The sequence below is a fragment of the Rubrivirga sp. genome (genome assembly GCF_965213695.1).
GTDB lineage: Bacteria > Bacteroidota > Rhodothermia > Rhodothermales > Rubricoccaceae > Rubrivirga.
In genome coordinates, this window is sequence record NZ_OZ243912.1 from 2,136,242 (window position 1) to 2,157,618 (window position 21,377).

Genomic DNA, 21,377 nt, shown 5'->3' on the forward strand with positions numbered 1-21,377 from the left:
TTTCCCCCAGAACGGCGCGGGAGGGGCGTCAGAGGGGCGACCGCGCTCCGAGGCGTCCGGGCTTTGCAGGGCGGCCCGCGCGTAGCTTCGCGATCGGCAGCGGCCCCCTCGCGGATCTCACACGTGTCCACCCCCCGAACCCGGAAGGACCTCTACGTCGAGTACCTCTCGTTCTGGGCGGGGCTCGTCGTCCGCCTCCGGCGCCCGCTCGTCGTCGGGGTGACGGGGTCGGTCGGGAAGACGACGACGAAGGAGACGCTCGCCGCCGTGCTCGCGGCCCCCGAGGCCGAGGCCGCCGTCGGGCTCTCGTGGGCGACGCCGGGCAACATGAACGACAACCTCGGCGTCGCCCTCACCCTCCTCGGCTACCGGGGGTGGCGGCCCCGGTGGGGCTCGGAGGTCCTCCGGGCCGTGACCGTCCCGATCCGCGCGCTGCGGATGGCGACGGTCGGGCCGTACCCCCGGGTCGTGGTGCTCGAGCTTGGGGCCGGCGTCGGCGGCGACGTCCGGCGGACCGCGCCGCTGGCGCGGCCGACCATCGGGATCGTCACGGCCGTCGGCCCGGCCCATCTCGAAGTGTTCGGGACCGTCGAGGGGGTCGCCGAGGTCAAGGGCGCCCTCGTCCGGGTTGTCCCGCCGTCGGGGCTCGTCGTGCTTGGCGCCGACAACGCGCTGGCCTCGGGGATGGACGCGCTCGCCCGGGCGCCCGTGGTCAAGGTGCCGGGCAAGGGCCAGGCGCTCTCCGACGCCGTCGCCCGCGTCGTCGCCGAGCGCCTCGGGGTCCCCGCCGACGCCGTCGACCGCGCCCTCGCCGGTCGCCAGGGGTTCCGGGGGCGCCAGGAGGTGCTGGAGGTCGGGGCCGTCACGGTCATCAACGATGCGTTCAACGCCAACCCGCTCTCGATGGCGTACGGGCTCGAGACGCTCGCCGAGCGCGCCCGGCCCGGCCGGCGGCCCGTGGCCGTCCTCGGCGAGATGGCCGAGATGGGGGAGACGGGGCCGCGGTACCACCGCGAGATGGCCGACGTGGCCCGGTCCTCGGCCGACCTCGTGGTCGGGGTCGGGCCGCTCGCCCGGCTCTACGAGCCCGACCACTGGTTCGAGACGAGCGAGGACTGTGCCGAGGCCATCCCCGGCCTCGTCCGGGACGGCGACTACGTCCTCGTCAAGGGGTCCCACTCGTCCCACCTCCGGTGCGTCGTCGACGCGCTCCGGCGCACGTTCGGGCCCGTCCCGGCGGACGGATGAGCGTCCTGGGCCGCGTCCGCTCCGCTGCGGCGTCGGCGGCCCGTCAGGTGCGACGGCGGCGGCGGGACCGGGCGTCGACGCTAGGCGAGCTGGCCGCCGTCGCCGGCGGCACGCTCGCCGTCGAGGCCCGCCACCTCGGGACCGGCCGGTCGGTCTCGGCCCACCCCGACCGACCGTGCAAGCTGGCGAGCATCGTCAAGGTCCCGCTCGCGGCCCTCGTCCTCGACCGCATCGACGAGGGGCGCCTCGGGCTGGGCGACGTGGTCGCCGTCGAGCCGCGGCACCTATGCCCGGGCTCGGGCGTGATCGCGGGGCGGATGCGGGTCCCCGGCCTCTCGCTCTCGGTCGAGAACCTGCTCCGGCTCGCGCTGGCCGAGAGCGACAACACGGCGACCGACGTCCTGTTCGACTTGGTCGGCGGGCCGACGGCCGTGCAGGCGTTCCTGGACGCCCACGGCCACCCCAACGTCCGCGTGGACCGGACCATCCGCGGCTTGGTGAGTGCCCTGCACGACGTGCCGATCCAGCCCGGCGACGACCCCGACGTGGTCTTGCGCGGCGCTCCGGCGCCCTCGGCCGCCTACGCCCGCTCGTTCTTCGCCGACCCCCGAGACACGGCGACGCCCCGAGCTCTCGTCGACCTCTTCGCGGACCTGTGGGCGGGGCGGCTCCTGCCTCCGGAGCCTACGGCGTGGCTCGTCGCGGCCCTTGGTGAGGGCGCAGTGGGCGGCCGCCGGTTCCGGGCGCTCCTCCCCGCTGGCGCCGTCGTCGCCCACAAGACGGGGACGCTGTGGGGCGGGGCCGGGCGGATGGTGGCCGACGCCGGCGTGGTCCGCCTGCTGGGCGACGCCGGGCACGTCGCCGTAGCCGCGTTCCTCACGGGGTCCGACCGGCCAAAGCGCGAGCAGGAGGCCGTGCTCGCGCACGCCGCCCGGATCGCGGTCGACGCGCTCCGGTAGCAACGGCTTTTTGAGGCGACGGCGCAGGCCTCGCCCTACCTCGCCGCGCCCGTGTCGTAACGGCGGGCGTGCGGGCCGGTAGGTCCCGAGGCCGCCCGCTCGCTCTCGCGACAGAGGTGCGGTCAGCCGAGGCGCCGCCGCACCGCTCGAACAACCGGGACGACGTATTCGAGCGGCGAGTTCTGCGCTAGCGTCTTGAGGGCCTCCCGGCTCCGCTTCCGACGGACCACGCGCGCGAGCATGGCCGTCAGCTCCGGGTCCGCGCCCCGCTCCCGCGCGAAACCTAGGTTCTCCCTCGTGTATGGGCCTTGGTCCTCTCCCACGACCTCCTCCCAGCGGTCGGTCGACTTATCGGGGAACATCCGGGCGTCTTCCCAGGCCCCGAGGATCTTGAGCGGGATGGCCGTGCGCACGCACTTGTAGCACCGCCCGCAGTTGTAGTCCCCCCCGCGGTTCTTCGTGCAGACTCGGAGGTGGTCGAGCACGAGGTCCCGGTCCCACTCGACGGCCCGGGCCAGCTTCTCCACTCGTGACACCTCGGCCCCGTCGTGGACGACCGTGAGCCGCTCGGTCGAGTACTTCTCGTCGACGAGGGGCGAGCTCCCGCGCGGGGTCAGTTCGGAGTACTCATGCCCGGACGGGACGCACACGTAGTCGAACCCGCCGGCGAGCGCGAGCGCCGTCGCCGCGAGGCCGGCGCCGAGGTAGCGGTTCTCCCAGTGGAGCCGCGTGAACGTCCGCAGGGTGCTCGTGCCCGTGATGCACTCGACGCCAACGGTGTCGGCGACCTCCTGTACGCGGCGGAGCGAGTCGTCGACGCCCTCGCTCCGCTCGAGCCGCGTCTCGATCCCACGCATGAACACGACGTGCGTGAGCGAGGCGGGCAGCGCCTCCTCGGGGCGGAGCCGCTTGAGGAGCGAGTAGAACGAGTCCACCCCGCCCGAGAAGAACGTGGCGGCCCGGCCGGCGGGCGGGGCGGCCGGCTCGTCGCGGGGCTCCGCCACGACGGGGACGCGGGCGAACCCGGGGTCCCAGTTGTGCCAGATCTCGAGAATCCGGGGGAGACTGAAGTGAAGCCGCGGCGAGATTGGGGGATCGATTTCGAGCGGCTCGCCGGCATGCGCGGCCGGGAGGAGCATGGCGACGGCGAACGGGTCGGCCGAGACGTCGACGAAGGGCCGGAACCGCTCGGGGAACTCGAAGACGATCTCGGTCCGCTCCCGGGGCTCGCCCCGCTCGACGGTCCCGACGAGCCGGACGGCCCCGGGCGGGGTGTGGAGGGAGACGTCGAGGAGGCGCATGGGGTCGGGTGGAAGCCGGGGCCGGCAACGGGCGGAGGCGGTTTCAAAATAGGAGTCGGCCTGCGTCCGGCGGGGCAGCCGCATCCCGGCCGGGCGTCAGCTCTCGTGTCCGCACCGGCGTCGCGCCACACGGGGACGGGGCGGTGGCTCCGCCCGATATCTTCGGGCGCTCCCTGCCCCGTCCCCCACCCTGCTCCCCGCCCCATGCTCGACCGCGTGACCAACCTCAGGAGACGAGTTACGAACCCGCTCTCGAGACGGGTCCGCCGCGGGCTCAAGCTCGCGGAGACCGCCCGCGTCGTCCGCGACCGGACCGGGAAGTCGCTCGCGGCGCAGGCCCGCGAGATCGCCGCACTGAGGAAGAAGCCGGGCATGGTCAGCGCGTTCGACTACTACGCCTACGGGCTCTACGACGACGCGCGGTACTCGTCGGCCCAGAAGCGGGCGTTCGTTGGGTGGACCTACAAGGCGCTCCAGGACGCCCTCAACGACCGGACGTGGCAGGCCATCTGCGACGACAAGCTCATCAGCTACGCCGTGTTCGAGGGGCTGTCCCTCCCGTACCCCGAGGTCTACGCCGTCTACCAGCCGTCTGGGCGGACGTTCGGCCGCGTCCCCGCGCTTCACACGCCCGAGGCCCTCGTCGACTTCCTCCGCACCGAGATGCGGTACCCGTTCTTCGGCAAGCCCGTCCGCGACTCGCACGGGGGCGGGGCGACGTCGGTCGTCTCCATCGACCGCGACCGCGACCGGCTCACGCTCGCCGACGGGACCGAGACCGACGTCGAGGACTACGTCACAAGCGGCCCCGTCCGGTGGGTCGGCGGCCAGCGGCGGCAGTCGAGCCTCAAGAGCGGGTACCTGTTCCAGTCCCGGATCGTCCAGCACCCGGTCGTCGAACGCCTGTCTGGCGGTCGCGTGAGCTCGCTGCGAATGGTGGTCTTGCTGTGGCCCGACGGGCCGCGCCTATTCCGGGTCACGTGGAAGCTGCCGGTCGGCGCGAACATCACGGACCACGTGATCGGCAACTCGGGCAACGTCAAGTGCTACGTCGACCGCGACGCGGGCCGCGTTGAGGAGGCCGTGCGCGGCCCCGGCCCGGAGGGCACGGAGGTCTTCGCGCTAGGGCACCACGGGACGCCCATCGAGGCCCATCCCGACACCGGCGAACCCTTGAAGGGGGTCGAGCTCCCGGACTGGGACGAGGCGGTCGCGCTGTGCCTCCGGGCGGCGGCGGCGTTCCCCGGCATCCGCTACCAGTCGTGGGACCTCGTGCTGAGCGCGGACGGGCCGCAAGTGCTCGAGCTCAACTTCGGCGGCGGCGTCCTCCAGGTCCCCGGCGGCCCCGGCCTCAACGACGACGAGTTCCGCCAGTTCATGGACGCCGTGGGCGAATACCCACGGCTGTAAGGTCCGAGTGCAGGACGGCGACTACGTGTCCGTCAAGGGCTCCAAGTCAACCAAGCTTTCCCACGTCGTCGACGCGCTACGCGAGACGTGCGGACCCGTGACGGGTTCGAACACGGCGTGATCACCCCGCCTCCGAGGCAGGGCGGCCTTACGCGCCGAGCGCGAGGAACCGCTCCTTGAAGTCGGGTTCCAGCGTCATCGTGATCCCGCCGCCCCAGTTGTCATTCCCCTCGATGAAGACGGGGCCGTCCGGCGCGATGGCCACGTCCCACCCGACCGAGTGGAGACCCCGGACGTCCTCGTGGAGCCGGCACGCGAGCGCAACGGCCTCGTCGAAGTACGGGAGCTCGTAGCCGTCGAACACGACGTCCGAGTCGGGGTGACGGTCGTGGAACCCGTCCCGCGTCAGGCCTCGCCCGCGCAGCCGTCCCGTCTCCGAGTCGATGACGATGGCAAACCCACCGCCCGTGCCGACGCTGTTCGTCGGCTCGCCGTGGGCGCCCACGCGGAGGTGCGTCGAGAACAGCCGGGCCGCCCCGCCTTCGAGTACCGTGATCACGCGGAGCGCGTTGACCGACGCCGGGTGGAACCGGGCTAGGGCCTCGTGCTGGGTCATCCGCTCCTGCAACAGGTAGCGGCCGCTGAGCCGCACGCGAAGGGCGTCGAGCGTCGCCGGCTTCCCGTTGACGACGGGCCGCCCGCCCTCGATCCGAAGCGCGAACGCGCCCCGCCCCAGGATGCCGTCGAACGGCTTGCAAAACCCGTCGAGGTCGGCCTCTAGGAGCGCGTCGAGCGGGAGGGTCTCCCGGGGCGAGAGCCGCTCCATCGCGCCGCGTTTGAGGAACGCGAGGTTCCGCGGCGTCCGATAGCCCAGCGACTCGGCGAACTGGGCGAACACGAACTTGTCGCGGAGCAGGCAGAGGTAGTCGAAGCCCGAGCCCCCGGCCGCCACGTTGCGGCGGTCGCGGAGGCGGCGGAACTCGGCGTAGGGGATCACATCGTTCCAGGTCTTGCCTATGCGGTCCAGGCCGTACTGGAAATAGTGGGGGTCGACCTCGCCGTGCCGGAGGAGGTAGCCCACGTTGTCGAGCGCCATCCGGGCGGTCCCCTTCCGCGGGGCCTCCGGGTGGAAGGTGCGGGACGCCTCGGGGTCCGTCACCAGCCGGACGGCGCCGGGCACCTGGCGGGCCGTGCGGGCGAGTCGAAGCGCGTGGCGGACTCCGGGGACCTTGTTGGCGACGCGGAGGAGCGTGTGGACGGGGCCGGGCGTAGACGGCAAGGCGGTGGCGAGTAGCGCAGCCAAAAGTATCCCGGGACCGGCGCGTGTGGGCTCCCGAGAGGTGAAGAGGCAGGGCGAGCGCGCTTTCTCGACCCACCGAGCCGAGGCCCCCTCTGTCAGAACAGACGTGAGCGGTCTCCGCTCGGGGTCTCCAGGCCACAGGGGCGGTCCCGACGGTTCGTGCTGAGGGCTCCCGCCTCCACGGGGGCAGGCCCGTCGCACACCCAAGACGGCGCATGGGGAAGAACGTGCTCGTCCTGGGTGAAGAGGGTGGGCTTCGGCCAGCCGTCGAGGTGAGGCGGTGGCAAACCCGCCGTGCCCGTTCAGGAGACACAGATGGAAGGCGGAATGGACGGGAACCCGCAGGTGAAGGCAGAGGACGCTCGAACAGCACGATGATCCTGCGCACCACCGGATCCCGACACGCGCCGCCTCGACGATCCGTGCCGTCCCGGCTCCGGTGAGGGTCGAGCGCTCCGGGCGACCCTCCAGATGCGGAACGCCCAGGGCCCGGGTGGGAGGGCCCGTATCTTCGGACCGAGGCGCCTGCTGGCGCCGCCCTCGGGCCACGGCATCCCGGGAGGCCCCCTCACGGATCGCTGATCAAACGTATGGCACTCGACTCCTCATCACCTTCGGGCGCCCTCACGGCGCGGATCCGCACGGTCCCTGGCGCGCGCGTGGCGTGGCGGCAGGCGTGGGGGGCCTACTGCGCGGTCCGAGACGGGGCGCGGCAGGCCCGGCGCTTCGCGGGCGAGGTCCAGCGGGGGGTGCGGCTGGCGACGGACCCGGTCTACGCGCGCCCCTACGCGGCGGGGGGCGAGAGCAAGCCTACGGTGCAACGGGTGGCCGACAACGTGGCCTGGGCCTTCCAGCACGGCAAGGCCAATCCGTTCTACTACGCCTTCGGGATGGACAAGGAAGGTGGGTCGAGCGAGAGCTACATGTCCGTCCCCCAGATGATGACGGTCATCGACGAGCAGATCCGGCAGGACCGCTCGTCGTACCCGACGGCTATCCTCAAGGACAAGTACTTTTTTGCGCTCGTCGCCCAGTCGCTCGGCCACCCCTCGCCCCGCGTCCACGCCGTCCTGACGCCGGCAGGCGTCGAGCTTCTGGCGCCTCGGAGGCCCCTCTCGTTCGAGGACTTCGTCGCCCAGAGCCCGCCCATCGACGGGTTCGCCAAGGCTGTCGGCGGCGAGAAGGGGCGGGGGGCCTTCGCGCTGCGGATCGAGGAGGGCCAGGCCTGGGTCGACGGCGAGCCGGCGGAGCCGGGCGCGATAGCGGACCGCGTCGGCGGCCGGTTCCTGTTCCAGGAACGGATCGTGCAGCATCCCGCGCTGAACGCGCTCCACGCGGCGTCCGTGAACACGCTCCGCCTCGTCACCGTGCTGCGAGACGGGCGCGCGGAGCCGCTCGCCGCGGCCCTCCGGGTCGGCGTCGGCGGGTGCCCCGTCGACAACTGGTCGGCGGGCGGCCTCGTGGTTGGGCTCGACCTGACGTCTGGGGCCTTGTTCGGGAAGGGCCTTTTCAAACCCGGGTACGGGGGCGACCGAGGGCACGGCGGGGTCGCGGACCGGCACCCCGACTCTGGCATCGTCTTCGAAGGCTACACGCTCCCGTTTATCCCAGAGTCCGTCCAACTCGCTCAACAGTTCCACCTCGACATGGGAGGTCCGCGCTCGATCGGCTGGGATTTGGCCCTCACTCCGGAAGGCCCGTCCGTCGTCGAAGGCAACTCCCACTGGAGCGGAGCGATGTACATGGCCATCGACCCGGTGTTCAAGTCTCGCTACGTCGAGATGGCCGGCATCCGAGAGTGAGCGGGCTAGCTTTGGTCTTGCCTCCACTGGCTACGTACGACGCCACCATGCTCTCAGCCGGTTCACGTCTTCGGCGGCGCGCCAGGAGCGCGGTCCGTCACTTGCGCCAGCGCGCGGTGAGGGCAAAGCAGAGTCCGTCAACGCCGTATCGTCGGCGGGCGCCCACGAGTGACCTGGAGCGGCTTCTGGAGCTCTACGAGCGCACGTTCGGCTCCGTCGACAACGACCCGTCGATGTCGACGTATGCCAAAGTGAGGAGGGCGGCCTCAGAGGTTAGAAAATTCGTCAAGGCCACGGGTCAGTACGGGGGGACGGTTAGGAGGATTTCAGGTGTCCCGCTACGGAGTCAGTTGGTGGGTCAAATATACGTAAAGACAAAGTATAGACTAGAACCAGATGAATTTTACAGATTCAGACTTTATGAGAGTGAAAACAGGACAGTAGCGGGAAGCTTCCTTAGAGGCTTGGTCGATGCTCGAATGAGAGACATGGTCATTCGGAGCATGAACGTAGACCCGGCCAGTCTCGATGACAAGCTGGGATTCTTCGCTGTATGCAAGAAGAACGGGATCGACACGATAGACGTTGTGGCCAGCTTCGCCAATGGCGACGTGGTGTGGTACAGCAGAGACGCCCGGCCTCCAGCGAGGGACCTCTTTGCGAAGCCCGCGCAGGGGGTGGGGGGGCACGGCATCGAGTTCTGGACCCACGAGGGGGGCGTCTATACGTCGCAGGAGGGAGTTGAGCTCACTGCGGAGGTCCTGGTTGACCACCTGGCGGCGTTGTCGGAATCAACGGACTACCTCCTCCAACCGCGGCTCCGAAACCATCCGGCTCTCGCCGTTTTGAGCTCCGGGGGACTGTGCACCGTGCGAGTCGTGACGGCGATGGAAGGTCCACGCAGCGAGCCGGAGGTGCTGGTCACCGTCCTCCGAATGGCTGCTTCGTCGTCCACGGTCGACAACTTCGGGGAGGGGGGGCTCGCTGCTCCTGTCGACCCCGCGACGGGCGTCCTTGGGCCGGCGGTCAAGAAGGCCCTGGCGGAGGCCGCCGTCGATTTCACGGTTCACCCCACCACGGGTCACCCCATCGAAGGGAGCCGCGTGCCCCTGTGGGACGAGGTCACCGCGCTTGCGCGCCGCGCGCACCAGGCGTTCCCACATCTGCTGGTGGTGGGTTGGGACATCGCGGTGACGACCGAGGGCGTCGTTGTGGTCGAGGGGAACAGCAGACCGGGATCCAACCTGTCCCAGCAACCCGGCGCGCGGCCTCTCGGCCTGACCTCTCTCCCTGGGATCTATCTCCGCGCCTTGCAGCGCGGGCCCGGGTGACCTCAGCCTACGGCTTACCGAGATGGGCCCGCTCTCCGGCAACAGACCTGACCCCCATGATCCTCAAGACCGTCGAGAACAAACTCAAGCGAGTTCGTTCTGTGGTCGGCGACTCCGACCGGAAGCCCGCCTCGCAGATAGCGTCCGACCTGAGAGAGCTCGCCAGAGAGGGCGAGTCCCCCATGTTCTACCTGGAGAGGCTCCTCTACCGAGAGGGGTCGGGCGACATCGCGTCCTACCTCACGGGGAGGGACACGAGGAAGGTATACGCGCTCGAGGAAAAGGGAGATGGGTGGCTTCGCAACTTCCGTGACAGCTGCTCTTCGACACACTGATGCGACCGTCAGGGCTCCCCCTGCCTCCACTCTTGGGCTTCACGCGGATGGCCGACCTCGTGACGCCGTCTGGAGAATCGCAGCCGCTAGCGACCGCAGAGGTCGTGGTTCGCGAGACGAGCGCTCTGGTGAGCACGTCCTCGACGGGCGCGGCGTTTGCTAAGCCCATCGTCGCGAACAAGGGGGCGGGGGCCTTCCGTCTAGACCCCTCGACGCTAGAGTCCAAGGCCGGCGCTTTGTGCCGGGCTGTCTCGAACACGGACTATCTGTTCCAGGAGGCGATCCACCAACACGACGGAATGAGCGCGCTCTACCCCTACAGCCTGAACACCCTACGCGTGCTAGTCGGGAAGCGGCCAGGTAGCCCGGCGACGCCGCTCTCCGTCATCGTCCGGACGGGAAGCGACGGGCGGCCCGTCGATAACGCACACGCCGGGGGCATCTTCGTCGGTGTGGACCTGGAGACGGGGCGGCTCAAGAAGCATGGTCACCAACTCTACTCTTTTGGAGGAAAGCGCTTCATGACTCACCCTGACACCGGTCTAGCCTTCGATGGCTACGTGGTCCCTCGGTTCGACGAGGTGATGGACGTCGTTCTCCGAGCTCACGAGTGGATGCCCCACCCGTACTCCGGCTGGGACATCGGGATCACACCAGAGGGACCCGTCATCGTCGAATGCAACCCAGGTCCCTACGTCCTCATGATGGACGTGGCTCACGGTGGGCTCAAAGCGGATCCCATATTCCGGTACTATCTCTCGTCTCAGGGGGTTTTGCGACCGGGCCGCTCCCCCCGAGTCTCCTGGCCGATGGCATCGCCGGCCACCTGTCGGAGGCGGGGGACCTCTCTCGTTCCGATTGTATACCCTTGACTGGCTCTCTGCACCGACGTACACACGCCGCGAGCGCGCCCGGAGGGTGACGATCCTCGCAGGTGGCCTTTCTACCGCTGAGGCGGCACGTCCTTGTCAACGCGGGGCTGACGCTCGCCCGCTGCTCCCATGACCCTCCTCCGACGCGCGTTCACCGTTGCCGAAGCGGTCCTCCCAGATCGCGTCACGTTTGCCATCGAGGACCAGGCGCACACGGTCAGGTTCGATCGTCGGGCCCGGGCGTTCCGCCGGGAGCACGGGTTCCAGCCTGCCGCCCGGACGCTCACCATCCTGACGTACCCCGACGACGTCGTCCACCACCCTGACATCCTCCTAGGCAAGCTGTGTGCGGCCTTGGGCTACCGCACGACGTTTAACCCGAGGCGGCCCTTCGACGTCGCGGTAAAGTACCACGACCAGACCTTCACCGACCCCAGCGCGCTCGCCCCGATCCCCGCCGGCCGGCCGGTCATCAACGCCGGGAGCCTCGACATCAGCAAGGTCCGGGTCGACCGGGAGTTCGAGGCCGTCTTTGGGATGAGCACGCTCTTGGACCCGTCCACCCACGTCGGGCCGATGGTTGAGAAGCCCGACCTCAACTCGGCCCAAGGTCGCTCGCTCGTGACCGGGCCGATGGCGCCCCGCCCGGGCTTCGTCTACCAACGCCTCCTCGACAGCACCACCGGGGACGGCCGCTACGTCGAGTACCGGGTGCCGATCCACGACGGGCGGTTCCCGCTCGTCTACCGCAAGACGATGCAGGAGGAGGCCCGGTTCACCAAGGTCGCCGAGCGGGCGGAGATCATCGAGCCGGAGGCCGACTTCAGCGCCGACGAGCTCGACCGGGTCCGGACGATGTGCCGGGCGATGGGCCTCGACTACGGCGAGCTCGACGTCATCCGGGACCGCGAGAGCGGAGTCCCGGTGGTGATCGACGTCAACAACACGCCCTACGGGGCGCTGAAGGGCCTCGACGAGACGGAGCGGAGGCGGGCGATCCGCACGCTCGCCGCCTCGTTCCAGACGATGTGCGAGAGCCGGCTCCCGTCCTCATGACCCTCCTCTTCGTACTCCCAGAGTACCCGCCCGACTACGGCGGCGGCATCGCGACCTACTACGGCGCGCTGCTGCCGGAGCTCGTGCGCCAGGGCCACATGGTCGACGTGATCGTCGGGAGCGCGTTCACGTCCGGGAGCCGTGCGTATGAGCACGAGGGCGTCTCGGTCCGCATGCTGGAGGGGGAGCGGACGGAGCGGCTGATGCCGGCCTACAACCGCTACGCCGCGACCCCTGAGGTCCAACGCCACCTCGCGGCCTCGCGCGCTCTGTGGGAGCAGGCAGAGGGCGGGGCCGGCTACGACGTCGTCGAGACGGTGGACTGGGGCCTGCTGTTCGCGTCGTGGGCGGCCGAGGGCCAGGCGCCCGTCCGGGTGCGGATGGCGGGGAGCAGCGGTCAGATCTCGACCTACGACGCCTTCCCCGGGAAGGAGCTCGCCGGCGAGCTCCTCCGCCTCCTAGAGTCGAGCTTGCTCCCGGCCGCCCACGCGCTCCACTCGACGAGCCGCGCCAACGTGGCGTTCTGGGAGCGGACGGCGGGGCGGCCGGTGACCTATGCGCCGCCGCCGGTCGTGCCCCGCGAGCCGCTCGGAGGCCCGCGCCGGCCCGAGGGGTTCGTCGCGGCCCGGGTCCAAGAGTGGAAGGGGCCCCAGGTGCTGGCGGAGGCGCTCCGCCACCTCGGGACCGACGCCCCCGTCGTGGAGTGGGCCGGCCGTGTGATCGCCCACCCGCGGACCCGGGAGCCCTACGACCGGGTGCTGCGTCGGGAGTACCCGGAGGTCTGGGGGCCGCGCGTCCAGATGATCGGGAGGATCTCCCCAGACGAGGTCGCCCAGCGCCAGGCGACGGCCGCGTTCGTCGTCGTCCCCTCCCTGTGGGACGTGTACAACTTCTCGGCGACCGAGGCCATGTTGCAGGAGGCGGTCCTGATCTGCTCCGACGGGGCCGGCGGCGTCGACCTCGTCGAGGATGGCGAGAACGCATTCGTCGTGCCGGCCGGCGACGCGACCGCCCTCGCTGGTCGGATCGCGGAGGTCGTCGCGATGGCCCCCCAGGACCGAGCGCGCGTCGGGCGGGCGGCACGCGAGACGGCCCTCCGCCTGACCGACCCGGCCCGCGTGGCCGCAGCGTCGGCGGCGTCTTACGCGGACCTCGTGGGCTCGGCGTCGCCGCCCCCGTCTCCATGGATCCGTGACGCCGTCCGTCCGGGCGCGGCCGTAGACTTAGGCGGCTTCCTCAGCCACCTCCCGCTTCGCAGGTTGCTCGCCCACGCGGCCGGCCGGCTCCGCGCCAAGACTCCGTTTGCCCGCGCCCATGTCTGAGCCCACGCTCGCTCTCTGCATCCCGGCCTACAACGCCGCTTGGTGCTTGCCCCGGCTCCTCGAATCGGCCGCGGCCCAAACGGTCCCGTTCGACGAGGTCGTGGTCTACGACGACTGCTCGCCCGACGACCAGGTGGCCGTAGCGGAGCGCTTCGGCGCTCGTGTGGTCCGTGGTGAGGTCAACGTCGGGTGTTCGGCCGGGAAGAACCGGCTCGCGGAGGCAACCGACTGTGACTGGGTCCACTTCCACGACGCCGACGACGAGCTGAAGCCTATGTTCGTGGAGGAGGCCTGGAAGTGGATGGCATTGGGCGACGAGGCCCCCGATGTGGTCCTGTTCAGCTACGAGGAGAGAGACAACGAGACCGGGTCCCCCATCGACACCCGGCGCTTCGACGACGCGGCGCTCCGCGCCGACCCCGTCGCCTACACGATCCGCGAGCAGGTCAACCCGTTCTGCGGGATCTACCGTCGGAGCGCGTTCCTGGCCGTGGGGGGCTACGACCTCGACCCGGACGTGCTCTACAACGAGGACGTCGCGTTCCACTGCCGGATGGCTCGGGCCGGCTTGTCGTTCCGAGCCGACCCCGCCGTGACGGTCATCAACCACAGGGTCATGAACTCGATGTCCCAGGCGAACGGCGCCAAGTGTGTGCGGGCTCAGTACCACGTCATGCGGAAGGCCGCCGAGCATGCGCTCCCTCAGCACCAGCCTCTCGTTGCCGGCCGGCTGTGGGAGATCGCCGGCGTCGCCGGTTCTTATCTGGACTGGGGGACGGCAGACGCGGCCCTTCGGCTCGCCCGCCAGCTCGGCGGTCCCGTTCCAGGCGCCGGTGCCGGGAGCGCGGCGTTCCGGGCAGTCGCGACGGTCGCTCCTCGGTCGGCCCTCCGCTTCCGGGAGCGGGTCGTCAGAGCCCTCCGCCCGCAGCTCAGAACCTCAAACGGATGACCTCCCCCGTGTCTCCGCAGTCCGGCCGCGGGGAGGACACCTGCTCTACCGTAGGCGTTCTCCTCGTGTTCTTCGGCCCGCTCCCGGCGTATGCGCCCCATTGGGTCCTGAGTTGCGGGTCGAACCCCACGGTCTCGTTCCACGTGGTGGCGGACCACCCGCCCCCGGTCTCGCTCCCGGCCAACGTCCACTGGCACCTCGAGAGCTTGGCCGAGTTCAACGTCCGGGCGACCGAGACGCTCGGCTTCGAGGTCGAGGTCACGCGCGCGTACAAGCTGTGCGACTTCAAGCCGGCCTACGGTGTGGTCTACGAGGACATCCTCGGTGACTACGACTTCTGGGCCTACTGCGACCTCGACCTCGTGTGGGGCGACCTCCGCGCGTTCCTCACCGACGACATGCTCGGCAAGACCGACGTGTATTCCGTCGCGGGGAAGGGGTATCTCTCTGGTGCTTTTACGCTGTTCCGGAATCGGCCCGATGTGACAGGTCTGTTCATGCGGGCGCCCGGCTACGTCGAAACGCTTCAGTCGGCGACCCACTTCTCGTTCTGCGAGGTCTGCCGACGGTGGGGCGGTGCGGAGGCCCGTCCCGTCGAGGACATTCACCGGGAAGGGCTGAGGGTGAGCCTGACGGACGTCGCCAGGGAGGCTGCGGACAAAGGCGACCTCCGCCTCTACACGCCGTACGTCCTCCGAGAGCCGAGCCTCCTGTACGATCCCACCTTTCTCATCGAGCGTCGGGGGGGACTCTGGCAGACGAGGAGCCGCGAGAAAGCGATCCTCGACAAAGAGATGATCATGTGCCATTTCGTGCACAACAAGGTCGAGCCATTCTTCGCTTTCCCACCGTGGACCGAATACCCCCAATACTACTCCATTTCGTGGACGGGCCTTGACCGGCTTCCCCCGGGCCGCCACGTGCAGCGCTTGGTACTCCAGGCGACCCGGGCCACCCGCAGTGGACCTCGCGCGGCGGCCTGGCTGACTCGCCGGGTGAGGGCTCGGCTCGCCGGCTAGCTCCCCGCCCTCGGTAGCCCAGAGCAAGGGTCCTTATGGCCAACGCCAGTTCTCCGCTTATGCGACTGTCCCTCGTCTCCGTTCTCATCCCCGCTTACAACGCCGAGCGTTATGTCGGCGAGGCGATCGAGTCAGTTTTGTCCCAGACCTACCCCCACGTCGAGATCATCGTCGTCAACGACGGGTCGACGGACGGCACGCGTGAGGTGCTGGGGCCCTACGAAGCCCAGGGCGTCCGCGTTATTGACCAGCCCAACGCCGGCCAGTGCGCCGCTGCCAACCGGGCCTTCAGCGAGAGCAACGGTGAGTTGGTCAAGTTCTTCGACGCCGACGACGTGCTGGCCCCAGACCACGTGGCGCGTCAGGTCGAGCGCCTCGGGGACCGGCGCGATGCCGTCGCGGTGGGGGAGTGGGCGCGGTTCTACGGCGACGACCCGGAGACGGCCGTCTTCGAGCCGCTTCCGATGTACCGCAACGCCGACCCCGTCGACTGGCTGACGACCGAATGGACGGGCGCCCGCCCCATGATGCAGTGCGCGCTGTGGCTCATCCCCCGCGAGGTGTTGGGCCGCTCCGGACTGTGGGACAGGCGCCTGTCGCTCATCAACGACTTCGAGTTCTTCTCTCGGGTCCTGCTGTCGGCCTCGGAAGTTCTTTATACCCCTGGCGCTCGCCTGTTCTACCGCTCTGGCCTCGGTGCTAGCCTCTCGGGGCGCAAGAGCCGGCCCGCGCGCGAGTCCCAGGCGCTCTCGCTGCTCCTCGGCACTCAGCACTTGCTCGACGCCGAGGACAGCCCCAAGACGCGCCGGGCTTGCGCCCACGTGCTCCAGGACTTCGTCTACGACGTCTACCCCCAGCACCCCGACCTCCGTGCCCGGGTCCACCAGCGCGTGGCAGAGCTGGGGGGGAGCGACCTCCCCCCCGACGGCCCGCCGGGGTTCCAGCGTCTGCGTCGGTTCGTCGGGTGGCGACTGGCACGGCGAGTCGAACGGGCCGCGGAACGCCTCGGGCGCGTTCGGAACCGGCGGCCCTTGATCGCCCCTGGGTAAGAAGCCTCTGCTCACCCCGCGTGGGCACGCCGGCCTCTCTACTCGATCCCCATCACAACTGCAAACCGATGGATCCCTCTCCAGAAACTCGCGGGGTCGTATACGTCGCTACGGGTGCCGAGTACGTCGGCGAAGCGCGCGAATCGGCGGCCAGCGTCCGTCAGGCGATGCCGGACGTCAGCATCTGCCTCATAACAGACACCGACGTAGAGACTGGGACGGCTTTCGATTCGGTCCTCGTCCATACAGACGGCGCGGGCGCCAAGCGGTTCAAGCAGAACCTCCACTTCTCGCCTTACGACCGGACCATCTTTCTAGATACGGACACGTTTGTAGTCAGTGATGTGTCCGAGCTGTTCGAAGTTCTTGACAGGTTCGATATTGCAGCTAGTCAGGTGTCGTCAGATTACAACGCGAAGCGGCTCGGTGTACCGGCATCATTTACGGAGATGAACTCCGGAGTTATCGTGTACCGAAAGACTCCCGCCGTTCTCGCGCTGTTTGAGGAGTGGAGGCGTTTGTTTGTCCAGTTCGAGCGGGAGTATAAGTGGACGTGGGACCAACTCAGCTTCAGGAAGGCGGTATACGAGAGTGACGCCCGAGTGGCGAGCTTGCCGGTCGAGTACAACTTCAGGCCTTACTTCCCTGCGTACCTGATGAACAAAGCCAAGATCTTGCACGGCCGCACGAACGGCCGGATGCGCCGGATCGCCTCCGAGGTCAACGCAGCGACTGGACCGAGAGTGTTCTTCCCGCGCATCGGCGTTATCCCGTGGGGCAGCGGAATGGGTCCCGGGGAGGTAGCAGGGTTTTGGGCACGGGCCTCCCGGTTCGCCGCGTACCATCTGACGGATCGGACACTTAAACGGTTTGGGGCCAAGCCGGACTGGCTCTTGCATACCGTGAGTCGGCTCCGCCCAGACCGCTGAGCTAACAGACGACCCGCGTCGCTTTTGCCGCTGCCCCCACGGGCCCCACCCCACACGTCCTCGACCGAGGGCGCGACCGACCGCCGAGTGGTCTACCAAGCGCTCCTCATCAACTCCACTCTTTCCCCGGCAGGGGTTCGTTCGACGCCCCGAACCGTAGGTAGTCGAAACGATCGCTCACGGAATTGGATACGAATGACCCTCCCTACGTTCTTGATTGTTGGAGCTCCGAAAGCTGGGACAACTTCGCTCTATCACTACCTCCGGTCTCACCCGGACGTATTCATGAGTGAGGAGAAGGAGCCACACTACTTCTCGTATGTCGGAGAACGCCGACCGACGTGGGGCGTCCAGACGCTCGAAGCGTACGGAGCGTTGTTCGACGGCGTCCGAGACGAATCGGCAATCGGAGAGGCGTCAACGTGGATGTTGTACAGCGAGACGGCGGCCCGCGAGATCCGAGCGCTTACGCCTGACGCCCGGATCCTCATCCTCCTGCGCGATCCCGTTGAGAGGGCCTATTCGGGTTGGGCGTATCAAGTCCAGATGAGGTGGGAGAAGGAGCGCTTCGAGGATGCCCTGGCGCTGGAGCCGAGCCGAGTGGCCCAGGGGAGATCTTGGGACGTCCACTACGTCGGCGCCGGCATGTACGCGGACCAGGTTCGCCGCTATCTCGACGTGTTCCCGCGTGATCAGGTCCGCGTGTGGTCGTTCGAGGAGTTCAAGCGGGACCCGAGCAGAGTCACTCGAGAGGCCTACGTGTTCGTCGGTGTGGATCCCGACGCTAACGTGCCGGACACGGGGACGGCTCACAACGCGACCGCACTACCCCGCTGGCCCGTCCTCAGCCGAGTCCTCCGCCGGCGAGGCCGAGTCCGGTCCGTGGCAAAATCGGTGGTGCCGACCGTCCTCCGGCAGCAGATCGGGAGGGCAGTTCGGTCGTGGAACCAGATGCCTCGACCCCCCATGGACCCCGTCACCCGGGCCCGTCTTCGAGACGTCTATCGAGAAGATGTCCGAAACCTGAGCCAACTCCTAGGAAGAGACTTTATGGGAGAGTGGTTCGGCCCAGCCTTGCCTCCTTCCGAGTAGATGTCGAGCGGTGGGTACCGCTGGGCCCTCCTTCAGTGAACCCTACTCCGGTCATTTTTAGATCAGGTTTAAACGATCATTATGAAGGTGATCTTTGTTCGACCTGAGATGGTGTCCGTCCGGACCGCTCCGATCCTAGGCGCTGGCGGAGCAGTCGCGCTCCTGGACAGGCATGGGCGCAGGGCGTACGGACTCTGCGGCTTCAGGGGGCGGCTCCTGGATCGGGCCCTGTGGCAGGTCGGCGATCCCTTTGTCCACCGGTACGCCCTGTTCGCAGCCTCGACCTCCTGAGGCCGACATTCGTAGCTATGCACGTTGCCCTCACCGCTGACCCAATGATCCCCGTCCCCCCCGTCCTGTACGGCGGGATCGAGCGGATCATCGACATGCTCGCGCGGGGTCTCGAAGACCGCGGCCACCGCGTGACGCTGTTCGCCCACCGCGACTCCGACACGGCTGGCCGGCTGGTCCCGTACGCAGGCGAGCGGCCCGGTCACCCCGTCGACGTCGCCCGGAACACGTTGTCCATCTCGCGGCTCTTGGCGACGCGGCCCGACGTGGTCCACAGCTTCGGGCGGCTGGCGACGCTGCTCCCGCTGCTCCCGACGGCGATCCCCAAGGTCATGAGCTACCAGCGCGAGCCGACCCTCAGCCAGGTCCGCCGCGCCGCCCGGCTCGCCCGGCGCGGGACGTTGGCGTTCACGGGCTGCGCCGAGCACATCGCGGCTCAGATGCGGCCCGTCGCGCCGAGCTACGCCGTGTTCAACGGCGTCCCCCTCGACACCTACACGTTCCGCGACCGCGTCGAGGACGACGCACCGCTCGTATTCCTCGGCCGCGTCGAGCGGATCAAGGGGGCCCACACGGCCATCGACGTCGCGGAGAAGAGCGGCCGCCGGCTCGTCATCGCGGGGAACGTGTCGGACGACGCCTACTTCGACGCCGAGGTCCGCCCCCGGCTCTCCGACCGGATCGAGTACGTCGGGCCGGTCGACGACGTCCAGAAGAACGAGCTGCTGGGCGGCGCGCTGGCGTTCCTCATGCCCATCGAGTGGGAGGAGCCGTTCGGGATCGTCATGGCCGAGGCCCTGGCCTGCGGGACGCCCGTCGTCGGGACCCCACGGGGGTCGGTCCCGGAGGTGGTCCTCGACGGGGTGACCGGCTTTATCCGGCCGACCGTCGCCGGGCTCGCCCAGGCCGTCGGCCAGGTCGCCGGGCTCGACCGCGCCGCGTGCCGGGCCGACTGCGAGGCCCGCTTCTCGGACCGCGCCATCGTCGACGCCTACGAGGCCCTGTACCGCGAGCGGGTCCAAGCCGCCCGCTCCTAGCGCGATGGACCGGCCGCTCCTTTTTACCCACATCCCCAAAACGGGGGGGACGTCGCTCCGGGCGAGCGTCGTCTACCCGAACGTCCCGCGCGAGCGGCTCTATCTCGTCGAAGGCATCGGGAAGATGATCCGGGACCGACCGCGCGCCGTCGACGTCGTCGTCGGGCACGTCCCGTACGGGGTCCACCACGCGCTGCGCCAGCGGGACGTCCGGTACCTCACCCTCCTGCGCGACCCGGTCGACCGCTGCGTCTCGTTCTACAACTACGTGCTCATGTGCGAGGAGCACAACCCGGGGCGCCCGAGCGCCGGGCCGGGCCACCCGGCGCTCGCGGACGCGAAGCGGCACGCGATCGACGAGTTCTACGCGCTCGAGCCGTACCGGAACGTCCAGACCAAGTTCACCGCCGGCCTCGCGTGGGACCGCACTCGGAAGGCGCTCCCACCGGCCTTGCGCGACGTCGTCGCGGGCGAGGAGCGGATGCTCCGACGGGCCAAGCGGAACCTGACCGAGGCCTACTGGCTCTTCGGAACGCTGGACCGCATGGACGACCTGGAGGCGCGGATCGCACGGGCGCTCGGGTGGGAGCGCCACACGGTCCGCGACCGGACGCGGCAGACGTCGGGCTGGAGCGGGCGGGTGCTCCCGACGGAGGCCCAGCGCGAGCGGATCCGGGCGCTCAACGCGCTCGACGTCGAGCTCTACACGTTCGCGGCCGAACGCTACGACGCCCAGACCGTCGGGAGGTCATGAGCAAGACTCGCGTATGCCTCGTCACAACGGGCCACCTCTCGACCAACCCCCGCTTGGTCAAAGAAGCGGACGCGCTGGCCGAGGCCGGTTACGCCGTCCGCGTCGTCGCGTGCCGGTTCTGGCCGTGGGCCGACGCCGCCGACGCCGCCTTCGCCGACCGGTCGTGGCCCGTCCGCCGAGTTCGGTTTGGAGCCCTGGCCGAGGGGATGGGCGGACGGTGGATCCGGGTGCGCCATCGGCTGGCCCGGGAGCTCGCGTACCGGATGGGGGCGCATCGGGCTCCGGACGGGCTGCTCCGGCGGGCGGCCCACTACGTCACGCCGGAGCTGGCGCGCGCGGCCCTCGCCGAGCCCGCCGACCTGTACATCGCCCACAACTTGGGCGCCCTTCCCGCCGCCGCGCTCGCCGCCGCGCGACACCGCGCTCGGCTCGGGTTCGATGCCGAAGACTTCCACCGGGGGGAGCTCCACGACGGCCCCGATACCGCGCCAGTACGGGAGCTCACGGCCGCCATCGAGGACCGGTTTCTCCCCCGGTGCGACTACGTGACGGCCGCCTCCGACGGGATTGGCCAGGCGTACCACCAGGCCGCCGGGATTGACCTGCCGACGACGGTCCTCAACGTGTTCCCGCTGTCCGACCGCGACGTCGAGATCGCGCCGGCCGCGCTCGACGCCGAGGTCCCCAGCGGGGCGCGATCGCTCCACTGGTTCAGTCAGACTATCGGCCCCAACCGAGGGCTGGAGGACGTCGTCCGCGCTCTCCCCGAGCTCCCGGAGGACGTCGTGCTGAGCCTCCGTGGGGGGTGGGCCGACGGGTACGAGCCGGAACTCCGGGGGCTCGCCGACCGTCTCGGCGTCGGGCACCGGCTCCACGCGCTCGGCCACTGCCCGCCCGACGAGGTCGTCCGCCGAGCCGCCCAGCACGACGTTGGCCTGGCCCTCGAGCTCGGGACGACGGTGAACCGGGACCTCTGCGTGACCAACAAGCTGTTCACCTACGTGCTCGCGGGTCTCCCGACCGTCGCGACGAGCACGACGGGCCAGAGGGGGGTCCACGCCCTGCTGCCGCACGCGGTGCGGCTGTACGAGCCGGGGGACATCGGCGGCCTCGTCGCAGCGGTCGAGGGTCTCCTCGGGGATCCCGCCACTCGGGCGGCGGCGCGGGAGGCCGGGCCGGCGTACAGCTGGGACCGGGAGAAGGAGACGTTCCTCCAGGTCGTCCGCTCAACGACCGGGGGGCCGTCGCGCGAGGGGGGGCGCCCGTGATCCGGCCTGTCCCTCCCATTTTGATGGAGAGCCGCGGTCTTCTTCCGTCCGTC

19 protein-coding genes are annotated in these 21,377 nt (G+C 69.6%); 17 read left to right on the plus strand and 2 right to left on the minus strand.

Going from position 1 to position 21,377, the window contains the following annotated elements; all coding sequences use genetic code 11:
• Positions 1-123: 123 nt before the first annotated feature.
• Entirely contained in the window at positions 124-1,248 is a 1,125-nt protein-coding gene (locus ACOOHE_RS09305) for a Mur ligase family protein (RefSeq protein ID WP_420457523.1), read from the plus strand.
• Positions 1,245-2,207 carry a serine hydrolase gene (locus ACOOHE_RS09310; RefSeq protein ID WP_420457524.1) on the plus strand — a complete coding sequence of 321 codons (963 nt, stop codon included), beginning with the start codon at positions 1,245-1,247 and terminating at the stop codon, positions 2,205-2,207. The genes ACOOHE_RS09305 and ACOOHE_RS09310 overlap by 4 nt, the downstream gene beginning before the upstream one ends.
• 122 nt (positions 2,208-2,329) lie before the next feature.
• Here the strand turns inward: ACOOHE_RS09310 and ACOOHE_RS09315 are convergent, their stop codons facing one another.
• On the minus strand, positions 2,330-3,508 hold the full coding sequence (locus tag ACOOHE_RS09315; protein ID WP_420457525.1) for a hypothetical protein: 1,179 nt from the start codon (positions 3,506-3,508) through the stop codon (positions 2,330-2,332).
• Between the two features lie 204 nt (positions 3,509-3,712).
• Between ACOOHE_RS09315 and ACOOHE_RS09320 the strand changes: the two genes are divergently transcribed.
• A complete protein-coding gene (locus ACOOHE_RS09320) occupies positions 3,713-4,918 on the plus strand; it encodes a sugar-transfer associated ATP-grasp domain-containing protein (RefSeq protein ID WP_420457526.1) in 1,206 nt (401 codons plus the stop codon).
• 148 nt (positions 4,919-5,066) lie between these two features.
• On the opposite strand, the gene ACOOHE_RS09325 is transcribed toward ACOOHE_RS09320, so the two are convergent.
• A complete protein-coding gene (locus tag ACOOHE_RS09325) occupies positions 5,067-6,197 on the minus strand; it encodes a sugar-transfer associated ATP-grasp domain-containing protein (RefSeq protein WP_420457527.1) in 1,131 nt (376 codons plus the stop codon).
• A 611-nt stretch (positions 6,198-6,808) separates the two neighbouring features.
• On the opposite strand from ACOOHE_RS09325, the gene ACOOHE_RS09330 reads away from it, so the two are divergent.
• The 14 genes from ACOOHE_RS09330 to ACOOHE_RS09395 all read left to right on the plus strand — a co-directional run bounded on the left by ACOOHE_RS09330 (position 6,809) and on the right by ACOOHE_RS09395 (position 21,324).
• Positions 6,809-8,020, plus strand: coding sequence for a sugar-transfer associated ATP-grasp domain-containing protein (locus ACOOHE_RS09330; protein WP_420457528.1), 1,212 nt, complete (start codon positions 6,809-6,811; stop codon positions 8,018-8,020).
• Positions 8,021-8,067: 47 nt separating this feature from the next.
• Complete coding sequence (locus ACOOHE_RS09335) at positions 8,068-9,351, plus strand: sugar-transfer associated ATP-grasp domain-containing protein (RefSeq protein WP_420457529.1); 1,284 nt, start codon at positions 8,068-8,070, stop codon at positions 9,349-9,351.
• Between the two features lie 56 nt (positions 9,352-9,407).
• A complete protein-coding gene (locus ACOOHE_RS09340) occupies positions 9,408-9,686 on the plus strand; it encodes a hypothetical protein (protein WP_420457530.1) in 279 nt (92 codons plus the stop codon).
• On the plus strand, positions 9,686-10,558 hold the full coding sequence (locus tag ACOOHE_RS09345) for a sugar-transfer associated ATP-grasp domain-containing protein (RefSeq protein WP_420457531.1): 873 nt from the start codon (positions 9,686-9,688) through the stop codon (positions 10,556-10,558). The genes ACOOHE_RS09340 and ACOOHE_RS09345 overlap by 1 nt, the downstream gene beginning before the upstream one ends.
• A 129-nt stretch (positions 10,559-10,687) precedes the next feature.
• The gene (locus ACOOHE_RS09350) at positions 10,688-11,614 is read left to right on the plus strand and encodes a hypothetical protein (protein ID WP_420457532.1); all 927 of its coding nucleotides are present in this window, start codon (positions 10,688-10,690) and stop codon (positions 11,612-11,614) included.
• Positions 11,611-12,936 carry a glycosyltransferase family 4 protein gene (locus tag ACOOHE_RS09355; RefSeq protein ID WP_420457533.1) on the plus strand — a complete coding sequence of 442 codons (1,326 nt, stop codon included), beginning with the start codon at positions 11,611-11,613 and terminating at the stop codon, positions 12,934-12,936. The genes ACOOHE_RS09350 and ACOOHE_RS09355 overlap by 4 nt, the downstream gene beginning before the upstream one ends.
• Positions 12,929-13,885, plus strand: a complete 957-nt coding sequence (locus tag ACOOHE_RS09360; RefSeq protein WP_420457534.1) for a glycosyltransferase family 2 protein — start codon at positions 12,929-12,931, stop codon at positions 13,883-13,885. Before ACOOHE_RS09355 ends, ACOOHE_RS09360 begins: the two co-directional genes overlap by 8 nt.
• Positions 13,882-14,904 (plus strand): DUF6625 family protein, encoded by a 1,023-nt coding sequence (locus tag ACOOHE_RS09365; protein ID WP_420457535.1) that lies wholly within the window; start codon positions 13,882-13,884, stop codon positions 14,902-14,904. The genes ACOOHE_RS09360 and ACOOHE_RS09365 overlap by 4 nt, the downstream gene beginning before the upstream one ends.
• 59 nt (positions 14,905-14,963) lie before the next feature.
• Positions 14,964-15,953: a glycosyltransferase family 2 protein gene (locus tag ACOOHE_RS09370; protein ID WP_420457536.1), complete on the plus strand. Its 990-nt coding sequence runs from the start codon at positions 14,964-14,966 to the stop codon at positions 15,951-15,953.
• Between the two features lie 68 nt (positions 15,954-16,021).
• A complete protein-coding gene (locus ACOOHE_RS09375; RefSeq protein WP_420457537.1) occupies positions 16,022-16,882 on the plus strand; it encodes a hypothetical protein in 861 nt (286 codons plus the stop codon).
• 195 nt (positions 16,883-17,077) lie between these two features.
• On the plus strand, positions 17,078-17,974 hold the full coding sequence (locus tag ACOOHE_RS09380; RefSeq protein WP_420457538.1) for a sulfotransferase family protein: 897 nt from the start codon (positions 17,078-17,080) through the stop codon (positions 17,972-17,974).
• 335 nt (positions 17,975-18,309) lie between these two features.
• Positions 18,310-19,302, plus strand: coding sequence for a glycosyltransferase family 4 protein (locus tag ACOOHE_RS09385; protein WP_420457539.1), 993 nt, complete (start codon positions 18,310-18,312; stop codon positions 19,300-19,302).
• Positions 19,303-19,306: 4 nt separating this feature from the next.
• Positions 19,307-20,056 carry a hypothetical protein gene (locus ACOOHE_RS09390; protein WP_420457540.1) on the plus strand — a complete coding sequence of 250 codons (750 nt, stop codon included), beginning with the start codon at positions 19,307-19,309 and terminating at the stop codon, positions 20,054-20,056.
• Positions 20,053-21,324 carry a hypothetical protein gene (locus ACOOHE_RS09395; RefSeq protein WP_420457541.1) on the plus strand — a complete coding sequence of 424 codons (1,272 nt, stop codon included), beginning with the start codon at positions 20,053-20,055 and terminating at the stop codon, positions 21,322-21,324. The genes ACOOHE_RS09390 and ACOOHE_RS09395 overlap by 4 nt, the downstream gene beginning before the upstream one ends.
• The last annotated feature ends 53 nt before the right edge of the window (positions 21,325-21,377 follow it).

Coding starts and splice junctions, on each gene's coding strand:
- ACOOHE_RS09310 (WP_420457524.1), top strand. CDS start 1,245: ATGAGCGTCCTGGGCCGCGTCCGCTCCGCTGCGGCGTCGGCGGCCCGT.
- ACOOHE_RS09315 (WP_420457525.1), bottom strand. CDS start 3,508: ATGCGCCTCCTCGACGTCTCCCTCCACACCCCGCCCGGGGCCGTCCGG.
- ACOOHE_RS09320 (WP_420457526.1), top strand. CDS start 3,713: ATGCTCGACCGCGTGACCAACCTCAGGAGACGAGTTACGAACCCGCTC.
- ACOOHE_RS09330 (WP_420457528.1), top strand. CDS start 6,809: ATGGCACTCGACTCCTCATCACCTTCGGGCGCCCTCACGGCGCGGATC.
- ACOOHE_RS09335 (WP_420457529.1), top strand. CDS start 8,068: ATGCTCTCAGCCGGTTCACGTCTTCGGCGGCGCGCCAGGAGCGCGGTC.
- ACOOHE_RS09340 (WP_420457530.1), top strand. CDS start 9,408: ATGATCCTCAAGACCGTCGAGAACAAACTCAAGCGAGTTCGTTCTGTG.
- ACOOHE_RS09345 (WP_420457531.1), top strand. CDS start 9,686: ATGCGACCGTCAGGGCTCCCCCTGCCTCCACTCTTGGGCTTCACGCGG.
- ACOOHE_RS09350 (WP_420457532.1), top strand. CDS start 10,688: ATGACCCTCCTCCGACGCGCGTTCACCGTTGCCGAAGCGGTCCTCCCA.
- ACOOHE_RS09355 (WP_420457533.1), top strand. CDS start 11,611: ATGACCCTCCTCTTCGTACTCCCAGAGTACCCGCCCGACTACGGCGGC.
- ACOOHE_RS09360 (WP_420457534.1), top strand. CDS start 12,929: ATGTCTGAGCCCACGCTCGCTCTCTGCATCCCGGCCTACAACGCCGCT.
- ACOOHE_RS09365 (WP_420457535.1), top strand. CDS start 13,882: ATGACCTCCCCCGTGTCTCCGCAGTCCGGCCGCGGGGAGGACACCTGC.
- ACOOHE_RS09370 (WP_420457536.1), top strand. CDS start 14,964: ATGCGACTGTCCCTCGTCTCCGTTCTCATCCCCGCTTACAACGCCGAG.
- ACOOHE_RS09375 (WP_420457537.1), top strand. CDS start 16,022: ATGGATCCCTCTCCAGAAACTCGCGGGGTCGTATACGTCGCTACGGGT.
- ACOOHE_RS09380 (WP_420457538.1), top strand. CDS start 17,078: ATGACCCTCCCTACGTTCTTGATTGTTGGAGCTCCGAAAGCTGGGACA.
- ACOOHE_RS09385 (WP_420457539.1), top strand. CDS start 18,310: ATGATCCCCGTCCCCCCCGTCCTGTACGGCGGGATCGAGCGGATCATC.
- ACOOHE_RS09390 (WP_420457540.1), top strand. CDS start 19,307: ATGGACCGGCCGCTCCTTTTTACCCACATCCCCAAAACGGGGGGGACG.
- ACOOHE_RS09395 (WP_420457541.1), top strand. CDS start 20,053: ATGAGCAAGACTCGCGTATGCCTCGTCACAACGGGCCACCTCTCGACC.